This window comes from Micromonospora sp. NPDC000442, from assembly GCF_042898635.1.
Lineage (GTDB): Bacteria > Actinomycetota > Actinomycetes > Mycobacteriales > Micromonosporaceae > Micromonospora.
On record NZ_JBIAYZ010000023.1, the window covers coordinates 28,940 to 47,673 of the forward strand.

Annotated in this window: 16 protein-coding genes; 3 read left to right on the top strand and 13 right to left on the bottom strand. The window is 72.0% G+C overall.

Going from position 1 to position 18,734, the window contains the following annotated elements; genetic code table 11:
* Positions 1-3 precede the first annotated feature (3 nt).
* The 7 genes from ACFY2A_RS26545 to ACFY2A_RS26575 are packed head-to-tail and all read right to left on the bottom strand — an operon-like array spanning position 4 to position 8,514.
* Positions 4-1,707: a DUF885 domain-containing protein gene (locus ACFY2A_RS26545; protein WP_387175504.1), complete on the bottom strand. Its 1,704-nt coding sequence runs from the start codon at positions 1,705-1,707 to the stop codon at positions 4-6.
* Positions 1,704-2,942 (bottom strand): amidohydrolase family protein, encoded by a 1,239-nt coding sequence (locus ACFY2A_RS26550; RefSeq protein ID WP_363924713.1) that lies wholly within the window; start codon positions 2,940-2,942, stop codon positions 1,704-1,706. Before ACFY2A_RS26550 ends, ACFY2A_RS26545 begins: the two co-directional genes overlap by 4 nt.
* Positions 2,943-2,952: 10 nt before the next feature.
* Positions 2,953-3,918, bottom strand: a complete 966-nt coding sequence (locus tag ACFY2A_RS26555; RefSeq protein ID WP_387175507.1) for an ABC transporter ATP-binding protein — start codon at positions 3,916-3,918, stop codon at positions 2,953-2,955.
* Complete coding sequence (locus tag ACFY2A_RS26560) at positions 3,915-4,895, bottom strand: ABC transporter ATP-binding protein (protein ID WP_363924715.1); 981 nt, start codon at positions 4,893-4,895, stop codon at positions 3,915-3,917. Before ACFY2A_RS26560 ends, ACFY2A_RS26555 begins: the two co-directional genes overlap by 4 nt.
* Before the next feature lies 1 nt (position 4,896).
* On the bottom strand, positions 4,897-5,814 hold the full coding sequence (locus ACFY2A_RS26565; protein WP_387175509.1) for an ABC transporter permease: 918 nt from the start codon (positions 5,812-5,814) through the stop codon (positions 4,897-4,899).
* Entirely contained in the window at positions 5,811-6,896 is a 1,086-nt protein-coding gene (locus ACFY2A_RS26570) for an ABC transporter permease (protein WP_387175511.1), read from the bottom strand. The genes ACFY2A_RS26565 and ACFY2A_RS26570 overlap by 4 nt, the downstream gene beginning before the upstream one ends.
* A 10-nt stretch (positions 6,897-6,906) precedes the next feature.
* Entirely contained in the window at positions 6,907-8,514 is a 1,608-nt protein-coding gene (locus ACFY2A_RS26575) for an ABC transporter substrate-binding protein (protein ID WP_387175513.1), read from the bottom strand.
* Between the two features lie 309 nt (positions 8,515-8,823).
* Between ACFY2A_RS26575 and ACFY2A_RS26580 the strand changes: the two genes are divergently transcribed.
* Positions 8,824-9,360 carry a cupin domain-containing protein gene (locus ACFY2A_RS26580; RefSeq protein WP_387175515.1) on the top strand — a complete coding sequence of 179 codons (537 nt, stop codon included), beginning with the start codon at positions 8,824-8,826 and terminating at the stop codon, positions 9,358-9,360.
* Between the two features lie 67 nt (positions 9,361-9,427).
* Positions 9,428-10,384: an acyltransferase domain-containing protein gene (locus ACFY2A_RS26585; RefSeq protein ID WP_387175517.1), complete on the top strand. Its 957-nt coding sequence runs from the start codon at positions 9,428-9,430 to the stop codon at positions 10,382-10,384.
* 100 nt (positions 10,385-10,484) lie between these two features.
* Here the strand turns inward: ACFY2A_RS26585 and ACFY2A_RS26590 are convergent, their stop codons facing one another.
* Positions 10,485-11,831 carry a cellulose binding domain-containing protein gene (locus ACFY2A_RS26590; protein ID WP_387175519.1) on the bottom strand — a complete coding sequence of 449 codons (1,347 nt, stop codon included), beginning with the start codon at positions 11,829-11,831 and terminating at the stop codon, positions 10,485-10,487.
* A gap of 394 nt (positions 11,832-12,225) precedes the next feature.
* On the opposite strand from ACFY2A_RS26590, the gene ACFY2A_RS26595 reads away from it, so the two are divergent.
* Complete coding sequence (locus ACFY2A_RS26595; RefSeq protein WP_387175521.1) at positions 12,226-14,106, top strand: Xaa-Pro dipeptidyl-peptidase; 1,881 nt, start codon at positions 12,226-12,228, stop codon at positions 14,104-14,106.
* Between the two features lie 72 nt (positions 14,107-14,178).
* Here ACFY2A_RS26595 and ACFY2A_RS26600 read toward each other — a convergent pair whose 3' ends face one another.
* From ACFY2A_RS26600 to ACFY2A_RS26620, 5 genes are all read right to left on the bottom strand, one after another.
* Positions 14,179-15,402 carry a low temperature requirement protein A gene (locus ACFY2A_RS26600; RefSeq protein ID WP_387175523.1) on the bottom strand — a complete coding sequence of 408 codons (1,224 nt, stop codon included), beginning with the start codon at positions 15,400-15,402 and terminating at the stop codon, positions 14,179-14,181.
* 55 nt (positions 15,403-15,457) lie between these two features.
* Entirely contained in the window at positions 15,458-15,982 is a 525-nt protein-coding gene (locus ACFY2A_RS26605; protein ID WP_387175525.1) for an NUDIX hydrolase, read from the bottom strand.
* Between the two features lie 42 nt (positions 15,983-16,024).
* Positions 16,025-16,558: an AAA family ATPase gene (locus ACFY2A_RS26610; protein ID WP_387175527.1), complete on the bottom strand. Its 534-nt coding sequence runs from the start codon at positions 16,556-16,558 to the stop codon at positions 16,025-16,027.
* Between the two features lie 81 nt (positions 16,559-16,639).
* Positions 16,640-17,521, bottom strand: coding sequence for a hypothetical protein (locus ACFY2A_RS26615; protein WP_387175529.1), 882 nt, complete (start codon positions 17,519-17,521; stop codon positions 16,640-16,642).
* Positions 17,518-18,729: an MFS transporter gene (locus tag ACFY2A_RS26620; RefSeq protein WP_387175531.1), complete on the bottom strand. Its 1,212-nt coding sequence runs from the start codon at positions 18,727-18,729 to the stop codon at positions 17,518-17,520. The genes ACFY2A_RS26615 and ACFY2A_RS26620 overlap by 4 nt, the downstream gene beginning before the upstream one ends.
* Between the last annotated feature and the right edge of the window lie 5 nt (positions 18,730-18,734).

Below are 18,734 nucleotides of genomic sequence, written 5' to 3' on the forward strand. Positions count from 1 at the left end.
GGGTCACTTCCGGTCGAGGGAGGCGGCAGCGGGTCGGAACGTCTCGGCGAGGCGCTCACGCAGCGGATCCAGACCCATCGGCCCGAGCGCCAGCGCGGTGTGGTGGAACCGTTTCCGGTCGAAGGCGGGGCCGGCGCGACGCTCGGCGTCCTGGCGGGTCTGCTGCCACAGCCGCGCGCCGACCTTGAAGGCGAGCGCCTGGGCGGGCCAGCCGAGATAGCGGTCGACCTCGAACCGGGCCGTCGCGGCGTCCAGCCCGGCGACCCGGGTGAGCAGGTCCACGGCCACCGGGTGGCTCCAGCGGGGCGCGTCGGTGAACCCGTTGCCGGCCGGAATCGGCAGGTCGAGGTGCAGGCCGAGATCGATGACCACGCGGGCGGCCCGCCACATCTGCCCGTCCAGCATGCCGAGCCGTTCCGCCGGGCTGGCGTAGAGGCCGAGTTCGTCGGCGAGCCGTTCGGCGTAGTGCGCCCAGCCCTCGGCGTACCCGTGCACGTGGCACAGCGTGCGCTGCCACGGATGCAGGTCGGCGGTGGTGAGCGTGATGGCGTGCTGGAGGTGGTGGCCGGGCAACCCTTCGTGGCAGAGCGTGCCGACATGCCGCCACACCGGCACCGTCGACTCGCCCGGCGGTACCGACCACCAGATGCCACCGGGGCGGGTCAGATTCGCGTCGGGTGGCGTGTAGTACATGACCCCGGAGGCGGCGGGGCTGATCCGGCAGACCACCTGCCGGGTGGCGGGTGGGATGTCGAAGTGCGTCCCGTCGAGCAGTTCGGTCACCAGCGCCGTCCGCCGGGTCAGCCAGTCCTCAAGGGCCGGACCGACCGGCACCCGACCGGCCGGGTCCGCGTCCAGGGCGGTCCGGGCGGCGGTTGGGTCCGGATGGCCGCAGTCGAGCGCCGCCGTCCGCAGCTCGGCGGCGGTCCGGGCCAGTTCCGCCCAGCCGTACGCGTACAGCTCGTCCAGGTCCACGGTGGCACCGAGGAAGGCGCGGGCGGTGACCTGGTAAAGGTCGCGCCCCACGCCGTCCACCTCGGTAGCGGCGGGAGCCAGTTCGGTGCGCAGGAACGTGGCGAATCCCGCCGTGGCGGCGGTGGCCAGCCGGGCCCCCTCGGCGAGGCGCTCGGCGAGCGGCCCGGCCGGGTGACCGGCGACGAGACCGCCGAAGAAGTCGGCGGTGACCCAGGCGGTGCACTGCGCGGCGACGGTCAGCACCTGCCGGCGGGCGACCAGTTGGCCGCGCTGGGCGGAGCGACGCAGCGTGGCGGTGTACTGGTCGAGGGTGGTGGGCAGCCGGTGCAGGTGGTCGGCGACCACGGCCCAGTCGTCGGCGGTGATCCGAGGCAGGTTGTCGAAGACCTGCCGGGCCAGGTGCACCGGGGTGGCCAGCGGAGCGAGCAGCCGGGTGGTGAAGCCGGCGTCGTGCAGCGCCACCTCGCTGGCCAGCCGGTCGGCCAGGGCACCGGCGAGGGCACGCTCGGTCGGGCCGGTCACCGTGGCGGTGGCCACCGCGGTGGCGGTCGCGCGGGTCAGCTCGGCCCGGGCGTCGAAAGCGTCCGGCGACAGGTCCGCCAGCCGCCGTTCGGGCGTACGCCCGGCCGTCTCGGCGGCCTCCGGATCGAGCGCGGCGAGGGCGTGCAGGTACCCGTCGGCCACGGTGGAGATGCTCGGTCCGGTCGTGTCGGCCGTCCCGGCGCCGGTCATCGGGGCGTCCGGAGCCGCTGGTGGTCGTCGCGGTACACCACGCCGCCCTTCATGACCGCGTGCAGGGTGCGCAGCGCGGAGACGGAACGGGTCGGGTCGTCGCGCAGCACCAGCAGGTCGGCGTGCTTGCCGGCCTCGACGCTGCCGAGCATGTCGGCCTGGCGGAGCCATTCGGCGGGCCGGATGGTGGCGGCCTTCAGCGCGTCGGCCACCGGCATCCCGGCGTCCACCATGAACTCCAGCTCACGCACGGTCGCGGTGGTCTCGTCGTAGCCCGCGTGCGGCGGCATGTCGCTGCCCAGTGCGATCGGTACCCCGTTGCGGATGGCGTGCTGGAGGCTCTCCCAGTGTCGGGGGCCGGCGGCCAGGGCCCGGTCCATCAGCCAGCCGGGCACCCCGGAGTCACGGAAGAACTGTTCACAGCGGCTCACCACGATGGTGGGCACGTACCAGACGCCCCGGTCGGCCATCAGTCGGGTGACCTCGTCGGTCAGCTCGTAGCCGTGTTCGACGCAGTCGAGACCGAGTTCGACCGCCCGGCGTACGGTGTCGGCCGGGCCGGCGTGCGCGGTGACCTTGCGCCCCCAGTCGTGGGCGACCCGGATGACGGCGGCCATCTCGTCGTCGAGCAGCTGCGGGGTGTCGATCGCCTCGAACTGACCGGCGATCCCGCCGGAGATACAGACTTTGATCAGGTCGGCGCCGGCCCGGATCTGGGCCCGGGTGAGCCGGCGGAAGCCGTCGGCACCGTCGGCCTCCAGGGCGTCGGCCTCCCAGCCGTGGCCGCCGGTGCAGCACAGCGCGTGTCCGGCGGTGAAGATCCGGGGACCGTCCACCGCGCCGGCCTCGATGCCCCGGCGCAGCGCGAAGTCGGCGTAGCGTCCCTCGCCGACCAGCCGGGCGGTGGTGACCCCGGCGTGCAGGGTGCGTCGGGCCGAGTCGGCCATCAGCAGCACCAGTTCGGCCAGGTTGGAGCGGTGCACCGTGTCGGCGAGGTGACCGGGCAGCCCGAGGGAGAGGTGCACGTGCATGTTGGTCAGGCCGGGCATCACCACGTCGCCGCCGAGGTCGACCACCCGGGCGTCGCCGGCCTCGGCGAGCACGTCGTCGACGGCGCCCACAGCCTTGATCAATCCGTCGGCGCCGACCCGGACGCCCTGGTCGGGCTGGAGGTGGTCGGCGACGCCGTCGTAGAGCGCGAGGTTGACCAGGACCTGTTCGGTGGCGGTGTGCATGACGACGTCCTCAGTTCGCGGGCACGGTGGCCGGGGCCATCGTGGGATCGTTGAGCCAGCAGGCGGCGCTGCGTCCGCCGAGGTCGAGGGTGGGTGGCTGGTCGCCGCAGGGGGCGAAGGCGTGCGGGCAGCGTGGCCGGAACCGGCAGCCGGTGGGGGCGTTGGCGGGATCGGGTACCTCACCGGCCAGGGTGGCGGGCAACCGTGGGGTGGGGCCGATGCGGGGCACCGCGTCGATGAGCGCCCGGGTGTAGGGGTGTCGCGGATTCCGCCACAGCTCGCGGGTGGGTGCGCTCTCCACGATGCGGCCCAGGTACATCACGGCGGTGACGTCGGCGATCTCGTGCACCAGGGCGAGGTCGTGGGAGATGAACAGCATGCCCATGTCGAGATCGCGGACCAGCCCGACGAGCAGGTTGACCACCTGTGCCTGGGATGAGGCGTCCAGCGCGGTGACCGGTTCGTCGGCGATGATCATGCGGGGTTGCGGGGCGAGGCCCCGGGCGATGGCGAGCCGTTGCCGCTGGCCGCCGGAGAACTGGTGCGGGTACCGCTCGGCGGCCGTGGTCGGCATGCCGACCCGGTCCAGCAACTCGCGTACCCGGTCCCGGCGGGCCACGCCGGTAAGCGTCGCCGGAACGCCGTCGAGAAGTTGCGCGCCGATGGTGCGCCGGGGATTCAGCGAGGCGTACGGGTTCTGGAAGACCATCTGCAGGCCGATCTCGGCGTCCGGCCGGCGTCGCCAGCCCAGCGGGGTGACCGGCCGTCCGGCGAAGCGGACCACCCCGGCGCTCGGCGGGGTCAGCCCCACGACGGCCCGGGCCAGCGAGGACTTGCCGCAGCCGGACTCACCGACCAGGCCGACGATCTGCCCGGACGCCACCCCCAGACTGACCCCGGCGACCGCGAGCACCCGGCCGCGTCCCCGCGAGCGGTACTCGACCTCGACGTCGCTGATGTCCAGCAGGCCGGTCATCGGGCTGTCACCTCCAGGTGCGGGCGGACCACGCAGGCCACCGACCGGTCGGCACCCACCGGAGCCAGGGGCGGGGGCACGGTGCCGCAGGCCGGCTCGGCGTACTGGCAGCGGGGTTGGAACGGGCAGCCGGGCGGTGCCTCGCCCGGTGCCGGCGGTGCGCCGGGGATGGGCCGCAGCGTGCCGACCGCCTGGGTGCCGTGCGGCCGGGCACCGAGCAGCGCCGCCGTGTACGGATGGGTGGGTGCGGTGAGCAGCGAGCCGGTGGGACCGGTCTCCACCACGCGGCCGGCGTAGAAGACGTAGCCACGGGTGGTCAACGCGCTGAGCACCCCCAGGTCGTGGGTGATGAAGGCGACCGCCAGCCCGGTCTCGGCGCGCAGCCGGTCGAGCAGGGCGAGGATGCCGGCCTGCACGGTGACGTCGAGAGCGGTGGTCGGTTCGTCGGCGATCAACAGTCGGGGCCGGGCGGCCAGGGCGATCGCGATGGCCGCCCGTTGCCGCATGCCGCCGGAGAACTGGTGCGGATAGGCGCGCAGGGCACGCTCCGGGTCGGGGATCCGGACCTGGTCGAGCAGCTCCACCGCCCGACGGGTCGCGGACCGCCGGTCCATCCGCAGGTGCACCCGCATGTGTTCGGTGAGCTGACGGCCGACGGTGAGCATCGGGTGCAGGGCGGCGGTCGGGTCCTGGAAGACCATGGCGATGCCCGCGCCCCGGATCCGCTGCCAGCCCCGGTTGTCCAGGCCGAGCAGGTCGGTGCCGGCGAACCGCGCCGTTCCGGTGACCTTGGCGCCGGCCGGGAGCAGACCGAGCAGGGTCTGCGCGGTCAGGCTCTTGCCGCAGCCGCTCTCGCCGGCGATGCCGACGAGTTCGCCCTCGTCGACGGTGAGGGACACGTCGTGCAGGATCGGCAACGGCCCGCGCGGGCCGGGCAGGGTCACGGCGAGGGAGTCGACGTCGAGCAGCGGCGCCATCTCAGCGTCCCTTCGCGTAGCGGGGGTCGAGCCGGTCGCGCAACGCGTCGCCGAGCACGTTGAAGGCCATCACGACGGTGAGGATGGCCAGGCCCGGGAAGACGCTGACCCACCACATCGACAGGTCCTGGGAGCCGAGCGCGACCATCGAGCCCCACTCGGCGGCCGGTGGGCGCGGGCCCAGCCCCAGGAAGGAGAGCGCGGCGAGCAGCAGCACCGCGTTGCCGAGTTCCAGGGTGGCCAGCACGATCGCCGGACCGATGCTGTTGGGCAGCACATCGCGGCGCAGCGCCCGGACCGGTCCGACACCGAGTAGTCGGGCGGCGTTGAGGTAGTCGTCGCCGCGCATGCTGAGCACGGCGCTGCGGATGACCCGGGCGTACACCGGCCAGGAGACGATGACCAGCGCCAGCACCGCGTTGCGGGTGTTCGGGCCGAAGGCGGCGGTGACCGCCATGGCCAGGATGATCTGCGGGAAGGCGAAGACCAGGTCGGTCAGCCGCATCAGCGCCTCGTCGGCGAACCGGCCCAGGTATCCGGCGATCAGCCCGAGCAGGCCGCCGATCAGCAGGGCCAGCGAGACGATGGCCAGGGCCAGCGGGATCGACAACCGCGCGCCGTGCACGACCCGGCTGAAGATGTCCCGGCCGAGGGAGTCGGTGCCGAACCAGTGCGCCGCCGACGGTGCCGCGTAGGTGTCGGCGCTCTGGGCGAGCGGGTCGTAGGGGGCGACGAACGGGGCGAGGATCGCCACCAGCAGCCAGCCACCGAGAATGGTCAGCGCCACCACGGCGATCGGCTGTCGCCAGACCGGTCGGCCGGCCGAGCCGCCGCGCAGCCGACCGAGCCAGCGACGGCGGGTCAGTGCCCGGTCCACCTTCGGGTCTGGGGTCACCGGATCGGGTGCGATCATCGTCATGACAGGCGGATCCTCGGGTCGATGAGCCCGTACAGCAGGTCGACGGTCAGGTTGACAAGCGTGTAGACAAGCGCCACGAACAGGCTGACGCCGAGGATCGCGGGCAGGTCGAGGGCGGTGGCGCTGCGGTAGGCGTACTGACCGACGCCGGGCCAGCCGAAGATGCTCTCCACCAGCACCGTCCCGGACAGCAGCGAGGCGAAGGCCAGGCCGGACACGGTGACCACCGGGACCAGGCCGGCGCGCAGCAGGTGCCGGCGCAGCACCACCCGGGTCGGCAGGCCCTTGGCGTACGCGGCCCGAATGTAGTCCTGCTGGAGCACCTCCAGCATGGCGGAGCGGACGAAGCGGACCAGCAGCGCCACGGTCAGCGAGGTCAGCACCAGCACCGGCAGGGTCAGGTGCTGCGCCGCGTCCCAGGCCACATCCCACTGACCGGCCAGTGCCGCGTCGACGGTGTACATGCCGGTGACGGTCGGCGGCGGGCTGAAGCCGGTGGAGAGCCGTCCACCGCTGGGAGCCAGCCCGAGTTGGTAGAAGAAGACGTAGAGCACCACGAGCGACAGCCAGAACGGCGGAGTGGAGAGCCCGAGCAGGGCGCCCACCCGGACGAGCTGGTCGGTGAACCGGCCGTTGCGGACCGCCGCCAGCATGCCGATCCCGGTGCCGATCAACAGCGCCAGCACCATGGTGGGGATGGCCAGTTCCAGGGTCGCCGGCACGTACCGCACCAGGTCGTCCAGGACCGCCCGACCGGTCTGCTGGGAGATACCCAGGTCGCCGCGGAAGAGGTTGCCCAGGTAGTGCAGGTACTGCTGCCAGAGTGGCTGGTCCAGCCCCCACTTCTCGCGGAAGGCGGCCACCGTGGCCGGGTCGTTGAGCGCCTGGTCGGACAGGTTGGCGGTGACCGGGTCGCCGGGCACCACGTTTACCAGCCCGAACGTCACCACGGTGACGCCCAGCAGCAGTCCGGCGGTGATCGCCAGCCGTTTGGCCAGGAAGGCGAGCAGCGGGTGGGCGCGGCGGGGCCGGGGCGCGGTCGTGGTGACCGCGCCCGGCTCGCCGTTGTGGACCGTCGTCATGGTGCTCCGACTACCTGCGGCCGACCGCGGCGACGTCGACCTGCCAGCCGGCGGCGGAGTAGTCCGCGCCGGTCAGGTCGGCGGTCGCCACCACCGTGGAGGAGTTGCTGGCCAGCACGATGTACGGGGACGACTGGTTCATCAGCCGCTGCCACTCCTGCATGGCGGTGGCCCGGGCCGCGAGATCGAGGGTCTCGGTGACCTTCTCACCGGCGGCGACGACCGCCGGGTCGGCCCGCTCGACGGTCCAGCCCGACCGCAGCGCGGTTGCCTGGCCGGGTGCCATGTTGTTGATCAGCGAGTCGGCGACCGGGTAGTTCAGGCTCTGCGGGGTGAAGCCCAGCGGCGACTTGCCGCCGCGCATCTCGTCGAGGAAGGTGGTCAGCGGCTGCGGGTTCAACTCCAGCGTGATGCCGGCCTCGGCGGCGTCGCCCTGCACCTTGGTGGCCACGGTGCCCAGGTCCACGCCCTTGTAGGTGATGGCCGGGTAGTTGAACGTGACCGTCGGGTCGCTCAGTCCGGCCTCGGCGAGCAGCGCCTTGGCCTTCGCCACGTCCCGGGTGGACGCCTCGCTCGCGGGCAGGGTGCCGGGGAAGGCCGGTGCCACCAGGCCGGCGCCGGGAGCGGCGCCCTCGCCGTACAGGGCGGCGATGCCCTGGTAGTCGATGGCAGCGCGCAGCGCCTGGTTGAACTTCGGATTCGCGGTCACCGCCGAGACCGCCGGATCGGCGTTGAGGAAGAGGAAGTAGACGGTGTCCTGCACGCCGGAGGTCTGCAGGCTCTCCGGCAGACCGTCGAGCAGCTTGCCGGAGATGTCCAGCGAGATCTCGGCGCTCTCGGCGCGCTGCATGGTCAGCTTCTGGGTCTGTACGTCCATGTTGCGCAGTACCACCCGCTCGAACTGTGGCTTGTCGCCCCAGTAGTTCGGGTTGGCCTCCAGCACCACCTGCGACTCCGGCTCATACGACTTGAGCACGTACGGCCCGCTGCCGATCGAGTTGGTGTCGAGGTACTGCTGGGCGGTGTCGCCCTGCGCGGCGTCCGCGCCGTCCTTGGCGCCGTTGTCCTGGGCGACCTCGGCGTTGAGCACGCCGGTGGACGGCATCGCCAGCACCACCGGCACGTTCGGGTTGGGCGTGGCCGAGGTGACCACGACGGTGCTGTCGTCGGTCTTGCTGACGCTCAGCTCGCTCACGGTAACCGCCGGGCTGCCCTTGATGTTCTTCAGCCGGTTGAGGGAGAACACCACGTCGTCGGCGGTGAGCGGGCTGCCGTCGGAGAAGGTCACCCCGGAGCGCAGCTTGAAGGTGAAGGTCTTCGCGTCCGGGGACGCCTCGTACGACTCGGCAAGCGCCGGGACGGGGGTACCGACGTCGGAGCCCTCGAAGGTGAGCAGGGTGTCGTAGAGGGCGTGCACGGCGGTCAGGCCGGTGGCTTCGTAGACGCGGCCGGGGTCGAGGGTCTTGAGCACGAACGAGGTGTTGACGGTGAGGGTCTTGGCCTCGCCACCGTTCGCGTTGCCACCGCTGCCGCCGGCCGTGCAGGCGGTGGTGGAGATGATGGCCAGCGTCGCCAGAGCGAGCGCTCCGGCGCGGAGCCGGCGGGGGGACACCGACATGCTGTTCCTACCTTCGTATGGCGCGGCCCGCTGCGCGGGATCCGCGGGGCATCGACGTCCGGCGGCACCACCACCGGCCGGGCCCAGACGGCCAATGACGGTGTTCCGGGTTCTCGGGGGTGCGTCGGGTTCTCGGGGTGCGTCGTCGCAGGGTTGGATGTAGCCGGACTCGCGTTCGTCCGGTTCGTGTCTGGGCGCGGCGTGTCTACCAGTACCAAACAACGCCGCCCTCGCGTTTGACCACCCTAAACACGGCCGTGTAGCTTGGTCAAACATTTTTAGCCACACTGTTATCGGATCGAGGTTCCCATGCTCGGTGACCGGCTCCGCGTCCTGCGTCAGCAGCACTCCCTCACGCTGCGGCAGCTCGCCACAGCCGCCGACGTGTCACCCGCCCTGCTGAGTCAGATCGAGAACGGGGCGACCGACCCGAGCTTGGCCACCCTGCGCAAACTCGCGCAGGTGTTCGACACCTCGATCGCCGAGTTGTTCTCCGAACCGGAGGCACCGGCGGTGCACATCAGCCGGGCCGGCAGCCGCAGCCTGCTCACCGCTCCCCCGGGTCAGATCACCTACGAGCGCCTCACCCCCGGGCGCGGCGACCTGGAGGTGCTCCAGGCCCACCTCGCCCCCGGCGACGCCAGCTCGGCCGAGCCGTGGGCACACCCCTCGACCGAGTGCGCCATCGTCATCAGCGGCGAGGTGGTCGCCGACATCGGCGGCGAGGCGTACACCCTCACCGCCGGTGAGGCCGTCACCTTCGACTCACGCCTGGCCCACCTCTACCGCAACGCCAGCGACCAGCCGGCCCATGTGATCATCGCGGTCACGCCGCCCAACCCCTGAGCGGGTTACGAATCATCGCAGGTTCGGGCCTGTTGCGACGACGGCACCGGTCGCTACTGTCTTCCGCGTGGATCTGGACGACATCGCCACCCGGCTCGGCGTACCCGTCGAGGACATCAAGCGCGTGCACCGGCTAGCCGGCGAGCACCCGTCGGCTCCGGTGCCCGCCAGAGCCGACGCGCCCGCGCTGCTCGACCGGCTCGCGGTGCGGCCGGACGACGCCGCCGAGATCATGGCGGGCTGGCCCGACCCCGACTCCACGGAGTGGACCCCGGAGCTGCGCTGGCTGCTCGACCGCTCGATCGCCCTGGTCCGCGCGGATCTCGGGGGCCACGAGTGGCTGCCGCCCGGTCCGGCGCTGCCGCGCGAGCGGGGCCCCGCCTGGCAGCATCTCTACGTCTACGCGTACCTCGCCCTGGTCGACGTGGTCAGGGAATATCACCGTGACCATGGTGTCCCCGACGCCGTCTCCTGGGTGACTCTCGCGGACCTGGGTCGCAACCTCGCCATCGACCGGCGGATGCATCGCGAGGGCTGGTCGGTCATGCAGAGCTGGCTGACGCTGCACGCGCGCGGCAGCGTCTACGAGCTCGGCCGGCTCCAGCACCATCGCGGTGGCACCGCCATCGAACTGCACATCCCCGACTCGGGGCCGATGAGCCCGGAGGCGGTCGAGGCGTCACTCGACGAGGCCCGCGCGTTCTTCCCGCGCCACTTCCCCGACGAGCACTACACGTCATTCGCCTGCGGCTCCTGGCTGCTCGACCCGCAGCTGCGGGAATATCTGCCCGAGCACTCCAACATCGTCCGCTTCCAGCGGCGGTTCGAGCTGGAGCCCTATCAGGAGCCGGAAGGGCTCGACGCCGACGTCGAAGTGCTGCGGTTCGTGTTCCGCACCCTGACCACACCCCTGGGGCAACTCCCACGCGACACCGTGCTCCAGCGCGCGGTCATCGACCACCTCACGGCCGGCCGACACTGGCACTGGCGCCGCGGCCGCTTCCCGATCCAGCCGATTCGCTGACCGGAGGCAGGGACACAACGCTCGTTCCGGTGCCGGCTGACGGCCGGGCCGGGCCGGGCGCGGACCCCGAGTGGGATCCGCGCCCGGACGAGCGTACGGGTCAGCTGACGGTGCAGGCCGCACCGTTGAGGGTGAACGAACTCGGTCTGGCGGTGTTGCCGGTGTGGGTGGCCTGGAAGCCGATACCGACCGACGCGTTCGGGGCGATGGTGCCGTTGTACGAGACGTTCCGGGCGGTCACCTGCCCGGAGGTCGGTGAGTAGCTGGCGTTCCAGCCGCCGGTGATGGTCTGTCCGCCGGGCAGCGTGAAGACCAGCGACCAGCCGTTGATGGTGGAACTGCCGGTGTTGGTGATGGTGATCTGCTCGGTCAGCCCGGTGTTCCAGGCGTTGACCTCGGCGGTGACCCGGCACGCCCCGCTACCGGGCGGCGGGGTGGTCGGGCTCGGGGGCGGGGTGGTCGGGCTCGGCGGCGGGGTGGTCGGGCTCGGCGGCGGGGTGGTCGGGCTCGGGGGCGGGGTGGTGCCGCCGAACTGGGTGAAGAAGCGCCAGGTCTCGCCCGGCAGCCAGGTCCGGGAGCCGCTGTCGCCGGGGGCGCCGTCCTGCGGTGCGGCGATGTGTCCCTCGTCGAACGCCGCCCAGACCACCGGGTAGCCGGACGCGCAGCCGGAGTAGGTGGTGCTGCGGTGGGTGAGGCTGCCCTGCGACGGTTCCGGCGGGTTCTGCGCGGTGCAGCCGTTGTTGCGGACGAACCGGTCCCGCAGCGACCGCCCGTTGGAGATGTTGAGAACGCTGTCGCGGATGCCGTGTGCCCCGAAGTAGGCGACCGACTGGCTGCCGCCGCTGCATCCACTCAGCTGTGCGCCGCCGTAGACGGCGACCGCGCGGAAGATGTTGGGCCGAGCACAGGCGACGGCGTAGCTCATGGCGCCGCCGTAGCTGAACCCGAGGGCGAAGCGCTGCGTGGTCTCGACACAGAGATCGCCCTCGATCTGCCGGAGCATGTCGTCGACGAACGTGACGTCCTCGCCACCGGAGTTGGCCCAGCCGCTGTTGAGTCCCTGCGGCGCGACGAAGATGGTGCTGTTGTTCGACAGCGGCAACAGCCCGTAGTAGGCCCAAGTGTCGCGCTGCACGGTCTGGCCGGTGGCGACGTCGGTCGCCGAGCCGTTGAGCCAGTGGAACCCGAACACCAGTCGGTACGGGTGGTTGTTGTTGTAGTTGTCCGGTACCCGCAGGATGTAGCTGCGGTTCTTACCGCTGCTCTGGATGGTGTGCGTACCGCTGCGCAGCGTGGGTGCCTTGCCGCAACCGGCGGTCGCGGCGAAGATGCCCGACTGGGCGGCCGAGACGCTGCCGGGATTCGCGCTCAGCGCCGTGCCGGCGACGGCCAGCACCATCAGCGCGGCGAGCGCGACCGGCCCGAAAATCGATTTACGCCTGGACATCGTGTACTCCATTCCGCGCCCGCTGTGGACGCGCGGCGGTGCGGCGCATCGCGGTCGAGGTCATGCCGGGAACGGCCGGCGTACCGCTGGGATGCGCCTGGATACGGTGCGACGCCGGCCCGGGATGTCAGGTCAGGTGGGGACCCGGGCGGCGACCTTCGACGTGTGCCACGGCTCCCGCGACGTGCTGTCAGCCGTCCTGGACCGGCGGCGTGACCCGTCCCGCACGGGGCCCGCAGTGCCCGTCAGCCGGCGCACAGCGCCTCGGCTCGCCTGGTCGCCGACCGGGCGGGGGACGTCGGAGCGTGCCCTTCGCTCCTGCCTCCGAAACGTAGTCAGTGAGCGATAACATCGCAAGGTGTAAATGTCTCCGGGCCATCGAAGGGAGACGCCCGTGCGTCGCCACCCCCACCTGCTGGCACTACTCGGGATCGGCCTGTCCGGCACGCTGGCGCTGCACGCGGCACCGGCGGCGGCGCGGCCCTCGTCCACCGGCGCACCGTCCATCGTGGTCGTCGACGGCATGACCCAACCGGTGTTCGCGCTCGCCGACGCGATCGAGGAACGGGTGTACGTGCAGACCATCGTGGACACCGACCGGGACGGCCGTCTCGACCGGGTGGCGATCGACATCTCCCGGCCCCGGGAAACCGCCACCGACGGGTTCAAGGTGCCGGTCATCTTCGAACACAGCCCGTACCGCAAGGATGTCTGGTACGACGTGCCGTACCCGAGTGTGCTGGTGGACGAGCTGCCGCAGAACGGCATCAACCGTCGGTCCGGCCACCGGACGTCCGACCTGGCGGTGCAGCGGGCGGCGGCAAAGGCCAACCTGCCCGGTTCGCTTGACGACTACTACGTGCCCCGGGGATACGCGGTCGTGCTCGGCCAGAGCGTCGGCACCGGCGATTCCGACGGCTGCCCGACCAGCGGCGACCACGCCGAGACGCTCGGCACCAGGGCGGTGATCGACTGGCTGAACGGGCGGGCGAAGGGGTACGACGCGGCCGGTGCACCGGTCACCGCCGACTGGACCACCGGGGCCGTCGGCATGACCGGCGTCTCCTACAACGGCACACTGCCCAACCAGGTGGCCACCACCGGCGTCCCGGGGCTGCGGACCATCGTGCCGGTGGCCGCCATCAGCAGCTGGTACGACTACTACCGCGCCAACGGCCTGGTGGTGGCCCCGGGCACGTACCAGGGTGAGGACACCGACGTGCTGGCCGGGTTCACCGCCGGCCGGGCCCGCGCCGAAGGTCGCTGCGCCGACGAGATCGCGGCGCTGACCGCCCGGCAGGACCGGGTCACCGGCGACTACTCGGCGTTCTGGCGCGACCGGGACCACCGCGACGCGCGGAGGGTACGGGCCAGCGTGCTCGTCGTGCACGGCCTCAACGACTGGAACGTCAAGACCGAGCACTTCGCCGGCTGGTGGGACGAGTTGGCCCGGCACCGCGTACCGCGCAAGATCTGGCTGCACCAGGGCGGGCACGGCGGCCCGGGCAACACCGCGTCGGTGACCCTGCCCGACGGCCGCACCTGGACCTGGAAGCAGACCGAGAACCGCTGGTTCGACCACTGGCTGTGGCAGGTGCCCAACGGGATCATGGACGAGCCGACCGCCGTGGTGCAGCGCGAGGACCGCGTCTACACGACGTACGCGAACTGGCCCGACCCGGGCAGCCGGAAGGCCGCGCTGCGGCTGGCCGCCACCGACGCCACCACGGTCGGCACGCTCACCTCTGCCCGGGCGCCGAAGCGCGCCGTCGAGCAACGCTTCGTCGACGAGGGTCGCACCATCCACCCCGACACCCTGATTGCCGACCCGGAGACGGCCAGCCCGTACCGGCTGGCCTACCTCTCCCCCGCGCTGCCCCGGGACGTCCGCGTCTCCGGCCGTCCGGAGCTGCGGCTCCGGCTGGCGATCGACAACAAACCGGACGCGAACCTCACCGCGTACCTGGTCGACTACGGACCGGCCGGTTCCACCGTCGCACCGACGGTGGTGACCCGGGGCTGGATGGACCCACAGAACCGCCGGAGCGTCTCGCGCACCGACCCGCTGCGCCAGGGCAGGCTGTACGACCTGCGGTGGACCCTGGAGCCCAAGGACCACGTCGTCCCGGCGGGTCACCGGATCGGTCTGGTGATCTTCTCCAGCGACCAGGAATACACCCTGCTCCCGCCGGGTGGCACGCGGCTACGGGTCGCACCGCACCACAGCGAGCTGCGTCTGCCAGTGGTCGGCGGAAGGACCGCCCTCGGCTTCTGACCTTGACGTGCGGGCCGGTCCCGGCTGCGGCTGCCGGCCCGCGGTCCGTCGAGCGCCACGTCGAGGGGTGGCTCAGCGCGACCCCGTGTCGTGCCTGCTGGTGGCTGCGGGAGCGCGGGAGGCGCGGCCGGCCCCGAAGGCACGTTCGTAGCCGACGAGCACGACGAGGAAGGCGGCGAGCAGGCCGAGGGCAACCAGGCCGGGCAGGTACCGTCCGGCCGGCAGCAGCGCCAGCGCCACCGCGGGCGTGAGCAGCTGCGCCGGGGTAACCGATCGGACGCTGAGCCCCCGGAACAGCGCCTCGCCCGCGAGGAAGAGGGCTACCCCGCCGAACAGCGCGGCGGCCGAGGTCCAGGCCAGGCCCGAGCCGGCGGCATGCCAGGGCTCGTGATGCGCCAACGGAGCGATCACCGCGTGGACCCCGAGCGCCAGGTAGATCGTCCCGGCGACCAACGCGAAGTGGCCGCCGCTGTAGGCGTTGGCGGCGAGCCGGTCCCGCCGCGGCCCGCGCTCGGTCATCAGCGCCTCGCCGGCCGCCATCGAGTTCAGCATGTACAGCCGGAACAGGCAGACCGTGACGACGAGGGTGAGCAGCGCGGCCAGCAGGGCCGGTCCGTTGATCAACTGGGAGCCGATGCCGGCGCCGACGGAGATCAGCGTCTCGCCGAGCGCGATGATCACCACGAGGGCGTGCCGTTCGGTGAAGTGCTCCGAACTGCGCAACGGCCACCCGCTCAACATGGAGGCGATCAGTCCGCCGGCGAAATCGACCGCGACCGCCGCCGCCCAGAGCGGCAACTGTGCGTCACCGCCGAGGACGGCGCCGAGGACGAGCGGGATCCAGGACAGCGCGGTGGTAGCGGTGTAGATGCGCAGCGTGCGGTGCAGCCGCCGGTCGCCCTCAGCCGCCCGGCGGTAGAGCGCCAGGTGGACCACCCGCACCACGAGGTACGACAGCACCAGGATCAGGCGCGGGCCCGGGCTCGATCCCCAGACGTTCGGGATGACCACGGCGATGAGGAAGATGGGGCCCATGACGGCGGTGGTGCCGGCCCGGATCAGCCCGATGTCGGCGCGGGCCTGGTTACCCAGCCAGGCGTAGATCAGCCAGGAGATCCACAGCAGCAGCAGGACGACCAGGCCCTTGAGCAGGGTCAACGGCCAGGCGTGACCCGTCATGTAGGCGGTGATCCGGGTCAGGGCGAAGACGAACACCAGATCGAAGAAGATCTCGTACCGCGTCGTCCGGTGCGCCTCCGTGGTCGTCTCTACCCGCCCTCGGAGGAACTGCCCCATGTGCCCATCTTCATCGCTGCGACCACCGCGGTCGCGACGATTGGCCAAGCTCGACCTAGGGTTTTACCTGCCGCAGGTAGTGATCGAGGGTGACCCGCCCGTCGGGGACGAAGGGCCAGGACGGATCGGCGAGCCGGGTGACCAACTCGGCCAGATCGAGCCACCAGCCGTCGGCGACCTCGCTGGGTTGATGCACCACCGGGCCGCAACGGTGCCGCTCGTAGCGCGCCTCGAAGACGTACGCGAGGTAGTTGGTGCGCGCGTCGGCGTACCAGTAGCGCAGGCAGGGCCGGATCTCGCAGTTGGTGACGCCCAGTTCCTCGGTGAGTTCCCGGGCCGCCGCCTCGGACGGATCCTCGCCGGCCAGGACGACACCTCCGGCGAAGGCGTCGTGCATGCCCGGGTAGACGTCCTTCGTGTCGGTACGGCGATGGACGTAGACCCGGTCCCGCTCGTCACGTAGCAACACCGCCGTCGCGGCGTGCGGCAGGTTGCCGGCCCGTACGGCACTGCGTGGCGCGGTGCCGGTGACGGTTCCCGAGGTGTCACCTTGCCGGTAGAGCGCCACGAGTTCGTCCATCCGCCCACCGTAGCGTCGGCCCGCCGGCCGCTGACCGACCTCTCACCGGGGCGGTAGGCCGGCCAGCCAGCGTTCGAGGGCCTCCGGAGAGTCGAGAAGCAGCACCGGGGGGCCGGTCGGGTCGGCGTGCCAGGCCCGCAGCCGCCGCCGTTCCCGGCCGAACTCGGTCACGTGCCACATCAGGACCGACTCGGTAGACAGCACGCTGCCCAGTGACTCCCGGTTGCCGTTGCAGATCTGCTCGCCCGTCGACAGCCGGCGCAGCGTGCGCCGCAGCAACCACCGGAAGGACAACCCGCGCGGGTAGTCCAGGCCGATGACCAGGTCCGCGCGGGCCAACGGCACGTCCCGCCAGCCGTGGTACGCCCCGTCGAGGATCCAGCGGTCCCGACGGCAGATCGCCTCGATCTGGCTGCGTTGCCGCGCCACCGGCACCTCGACCCAGTTGGGTTCCCAGAGCAGGTCGTCGACCGGGTACCAGGGCAGCCCGAGCCGCTCGGACAGGCGCTGCGCAAGGGTGGACTTGCCGGAGCCGTGGACCCCGTAGACCAGGATGCGAGACAGGCTCTTGCTCATCGCGCCGCAGCCTAACCGGCCGACGTCACCAGCCCGCCGGAGGCGTCCGGGCGGCCGGTGGCCGACCGCCCGGAACCTTGATCAGCGGTTGCTGGCCAGGTCGCCGCAGTCGGTCTCGTCGGGCAGCAGCGGCCGCAGGGTAACCGTCCACCGTTTGCCGTCCGACACCCAGGGGGTGGCCGCGTTCGCCGCCGCCGCGGCGGTGAGCAACCGCTGCGCCTCGTCACCGGTCACCGTGACACAGCCCAGCCCCACGCCCTGGCCGAGTTCGGGGCCGGGCAGCGCCGGCCCGGGCCAGGCCACCTCGGGCTGCTGGCCGGCGTCGGCGTTGGCGACCCAGGGCTCCGCGACGGCCGCGACGGCGGTCGGCGCGTACGGCTGCGGGTCCGCCTGCGCGGCGGCGAGCGGACCGGACTCGGCGGTCAGCGAGTCGGCGAACTCGCGTAGCTTGTCCCGACCCGCCCGCTGTTCGGCGGTGAGGCCGGCGTCCGCGCCGCCGGACTCGGCGAGGGCGTACACCTCGAGTTCCTCGGTCCCGTTGTCCCCGAGCACCGTGAACCGGGTCGAGGGGGCGTCGGAGACCGGTGGCCGGCCCAGATCCACCGCGTCGCCCACCCCTGCGGTGCGGGCCGCCTTGAGCAGTTCGTCCACCTCCGTGGCGCTGATCGTGCCGACCTGGAGGTTGGGCAACGCCGGACCGGGATAGATCAATGGCACCGGCCCCTGGGTGATCACGCGGCCGTCACCGTACACGCTGACCGTGGGCAGGCGGGTGGCCAGCATGGCCGGCGTGACGAAACCCCCGGTGTGATCCATCCGGAACACCACCGCGTCGGCGGAGTAGGACCGCTCGGGTGAGTCCGCCTCTCCGGACCCGGCGCCACCGGCCTGCTGGCCGCAGGCCGCGGACGTCAGCAACAGCAGAGGGACGACCGCGAGTCGCCCGCTTCGACGAATGCTCATGCCGATCGGACGTCGGCGGGTGCCGATCGGTTGCATCCGACCGGTACCGGCGCGGTCCGCCGCAGGCCCCGGGTCAGCAGCAGCGTCGTGACCAGCGACAGCCCGGCCATCACGGCCACCGCCCGGTGGGTCGGCAGCAGGTCGGCGACCGTACCGGCCAGGGCCGCGAACACCGCCTGTCCGGCCAGCATCCCGTTCTGTTGCAGGCCCAGCACCTGGCCTCGGGTCTGCGGCGGGGAGCAGGCGATCAGCCGCTCCTGCAACGGCAACGAGACCGCGAACCCGACCGAGGCGATCAGGGCGAGCAGCATCGCCAGCGGCAGCTCCGGACGGATCAGGAAGACCAGGTAGGGCACGGGAAGCAGCAGCCGCAGCGGCAGCACGTACCGCTGCCGCGCCGCGGCCGGCAGGAACCGCCCCACCAGCACGTCGCCGGCGAGCATGCCGAGGGCACCGGCGGCGAAGAGGAAACCGGCCCGGTCGCCCGCGTACGGCAGGAACAGCGCCTCGCAGCCGACGACCAGTCCGTTGGGCAGCCACAGGTTCAGGTACAGCGACCGGCGACCCGGGTCCGCCCACAGCTCCCGGTTGATCCGCATGGTGCGGGCGGTCGAGGTCCGCTCACCGGCCCGCGCCGGCCGTTCCCGTAACCCGAGCCAGGTCACCGCCATGGCCAGGGCGCGCAGCGCGGCGGCGACCAGGAACACCTGGTACGGGCTCAACCAGACGAGCAGCAAACCGCCCGCCCCGAAGCCGGCGATCTGCATGACGCCGACGCTCACGTTCATCGTGGACCGGCCCAGCACGTACGCGTCGGCCGGCAGAATGTCGTTGATCAACGCCCACCGGGCACCGCCGGTAACCGAGCCGACGTACGCCACGAGCAGGATCACCGCGAAGCGCACCGGCAGCGGCAGACCGGGTACGGCCTGTAGCACCGCACCGGCGAGGCCGACCAGCGCGGCGAGGGTCAACGCCCGGCGCGGCGGCAGGCTGTCGGCCGCGGAGAGCAGCGTCAGGCTGCCGAGTACGCTGGCCAGCGGCGCGCCGAACATGCTCAGTGCGGTGAGCAGCGCCGAACCGGTCACGGCGTAGGTAAGCGAACCGAGGGCCAGCGCCGACGTGGTGTGCGCCGCGATGCCTACGCAGTTGGCCACGAAAAGGTTGCGGAATTCGGTCACGGCGAACAGTTCCGAGTACGTCCTCACGCCGA

Bases quoted from the DNA above. Each gene is read 5' to 3' on its own strand.
- ACFY2A_RS26545 (WP_387175504.1), bottom strand. From the start codon at position 1,707: ATGACCGGCGCCGGGACGGCCGACACGACCGGACCGAGCATCTCCACC.
- ACFY2A_RS26550 (WP_363924713.1), bottom strand. From the start codon at position 2,942: ATGCACACCGCCACCGAACAGGTCCTGGTCAACCTCGCGCTCTACGAC.
- ACFY2A_RS26555 (WP_387175507.1), bottom strand. From the start codon at position 3,918: ATGACCGGCCTGCTGGACATCAGCGACGTCGAGGTCGAGTACCGCTCG.
- ACFY2A_RS26560 (WP_363924715.1), bottom strand. From the start codon at position 4,895: ATGGCGCCGCTGCTCGACGTCGACTCCCTCGCCGTGACCCTGCCCGGC.
- ACFY2A_RS26565 (WP_387175509.1), bottom strand. From the start codon at position 5,814: ATGACGATGATCGCACCCGATCCGGTGACCCCAGACCCGAAGGTGGAC.
- ACFY2A_RS26570 (WP_387175511.1), bottom strand. From the start codon at position 6,896: ATGACGACGGTCCACAACGGCGAGCCGGGCGCGGTCACCACGACCGCG.
- ACFY2A_RS26575 (WP_387175513.1), bottom strand. From the start codon at position 8,514: ATGTCGGTGTCCCCCCGCCGGCTCCGCGCCGGAGCGCTCGCTCTGGCG.
- ACFY2A_RS26580 (WP_387175515.1), top strand. From the start codon at position 8,824: ATGCTCGGTGACCGGCTCCGCGTCCTGCGTCAGCAGCACTCCCTCACG.
- ACFY2A_RS26590 (WP_387175519.1), bottom strand. From the start codon at position 11,831: ATGTCCAGGCGTAAATCGATTTTCGGGCCGGTCGCGCTCGCCGCGCTG.
- ACFY2A_RS26600 (WP_387175523.1), bottom strand. From the start codon at position 15,402: ATGGGGCAGTTCCTCCGAGGGCGGGTAGAGACGACCACGGAGGCGCAC.
- ACFY2A_RS26605 (WP_387175525.1), bottom strand. From the start codon at position 15,982: ATGGACGAACTCGTGGCGCTCTACCGGCAAGGTGACACCTCGGGAACC.
- ACFY2A_RS26610 (WP_387175527.1), bottom strand. From the start codon at position 16,558: ATGAGCAAGAGCCTGTCTCGCATCCTGGTCTACGGGGTCCACGGCTCC.
- ACFY2A_RS26615 (WP_387175529.1), bottom strand. From the start codon at position 17,521: ATGAGCATTCGTCGAAGCGGGCGACTCGCGGTCGTCCCTCTGCTGTTG.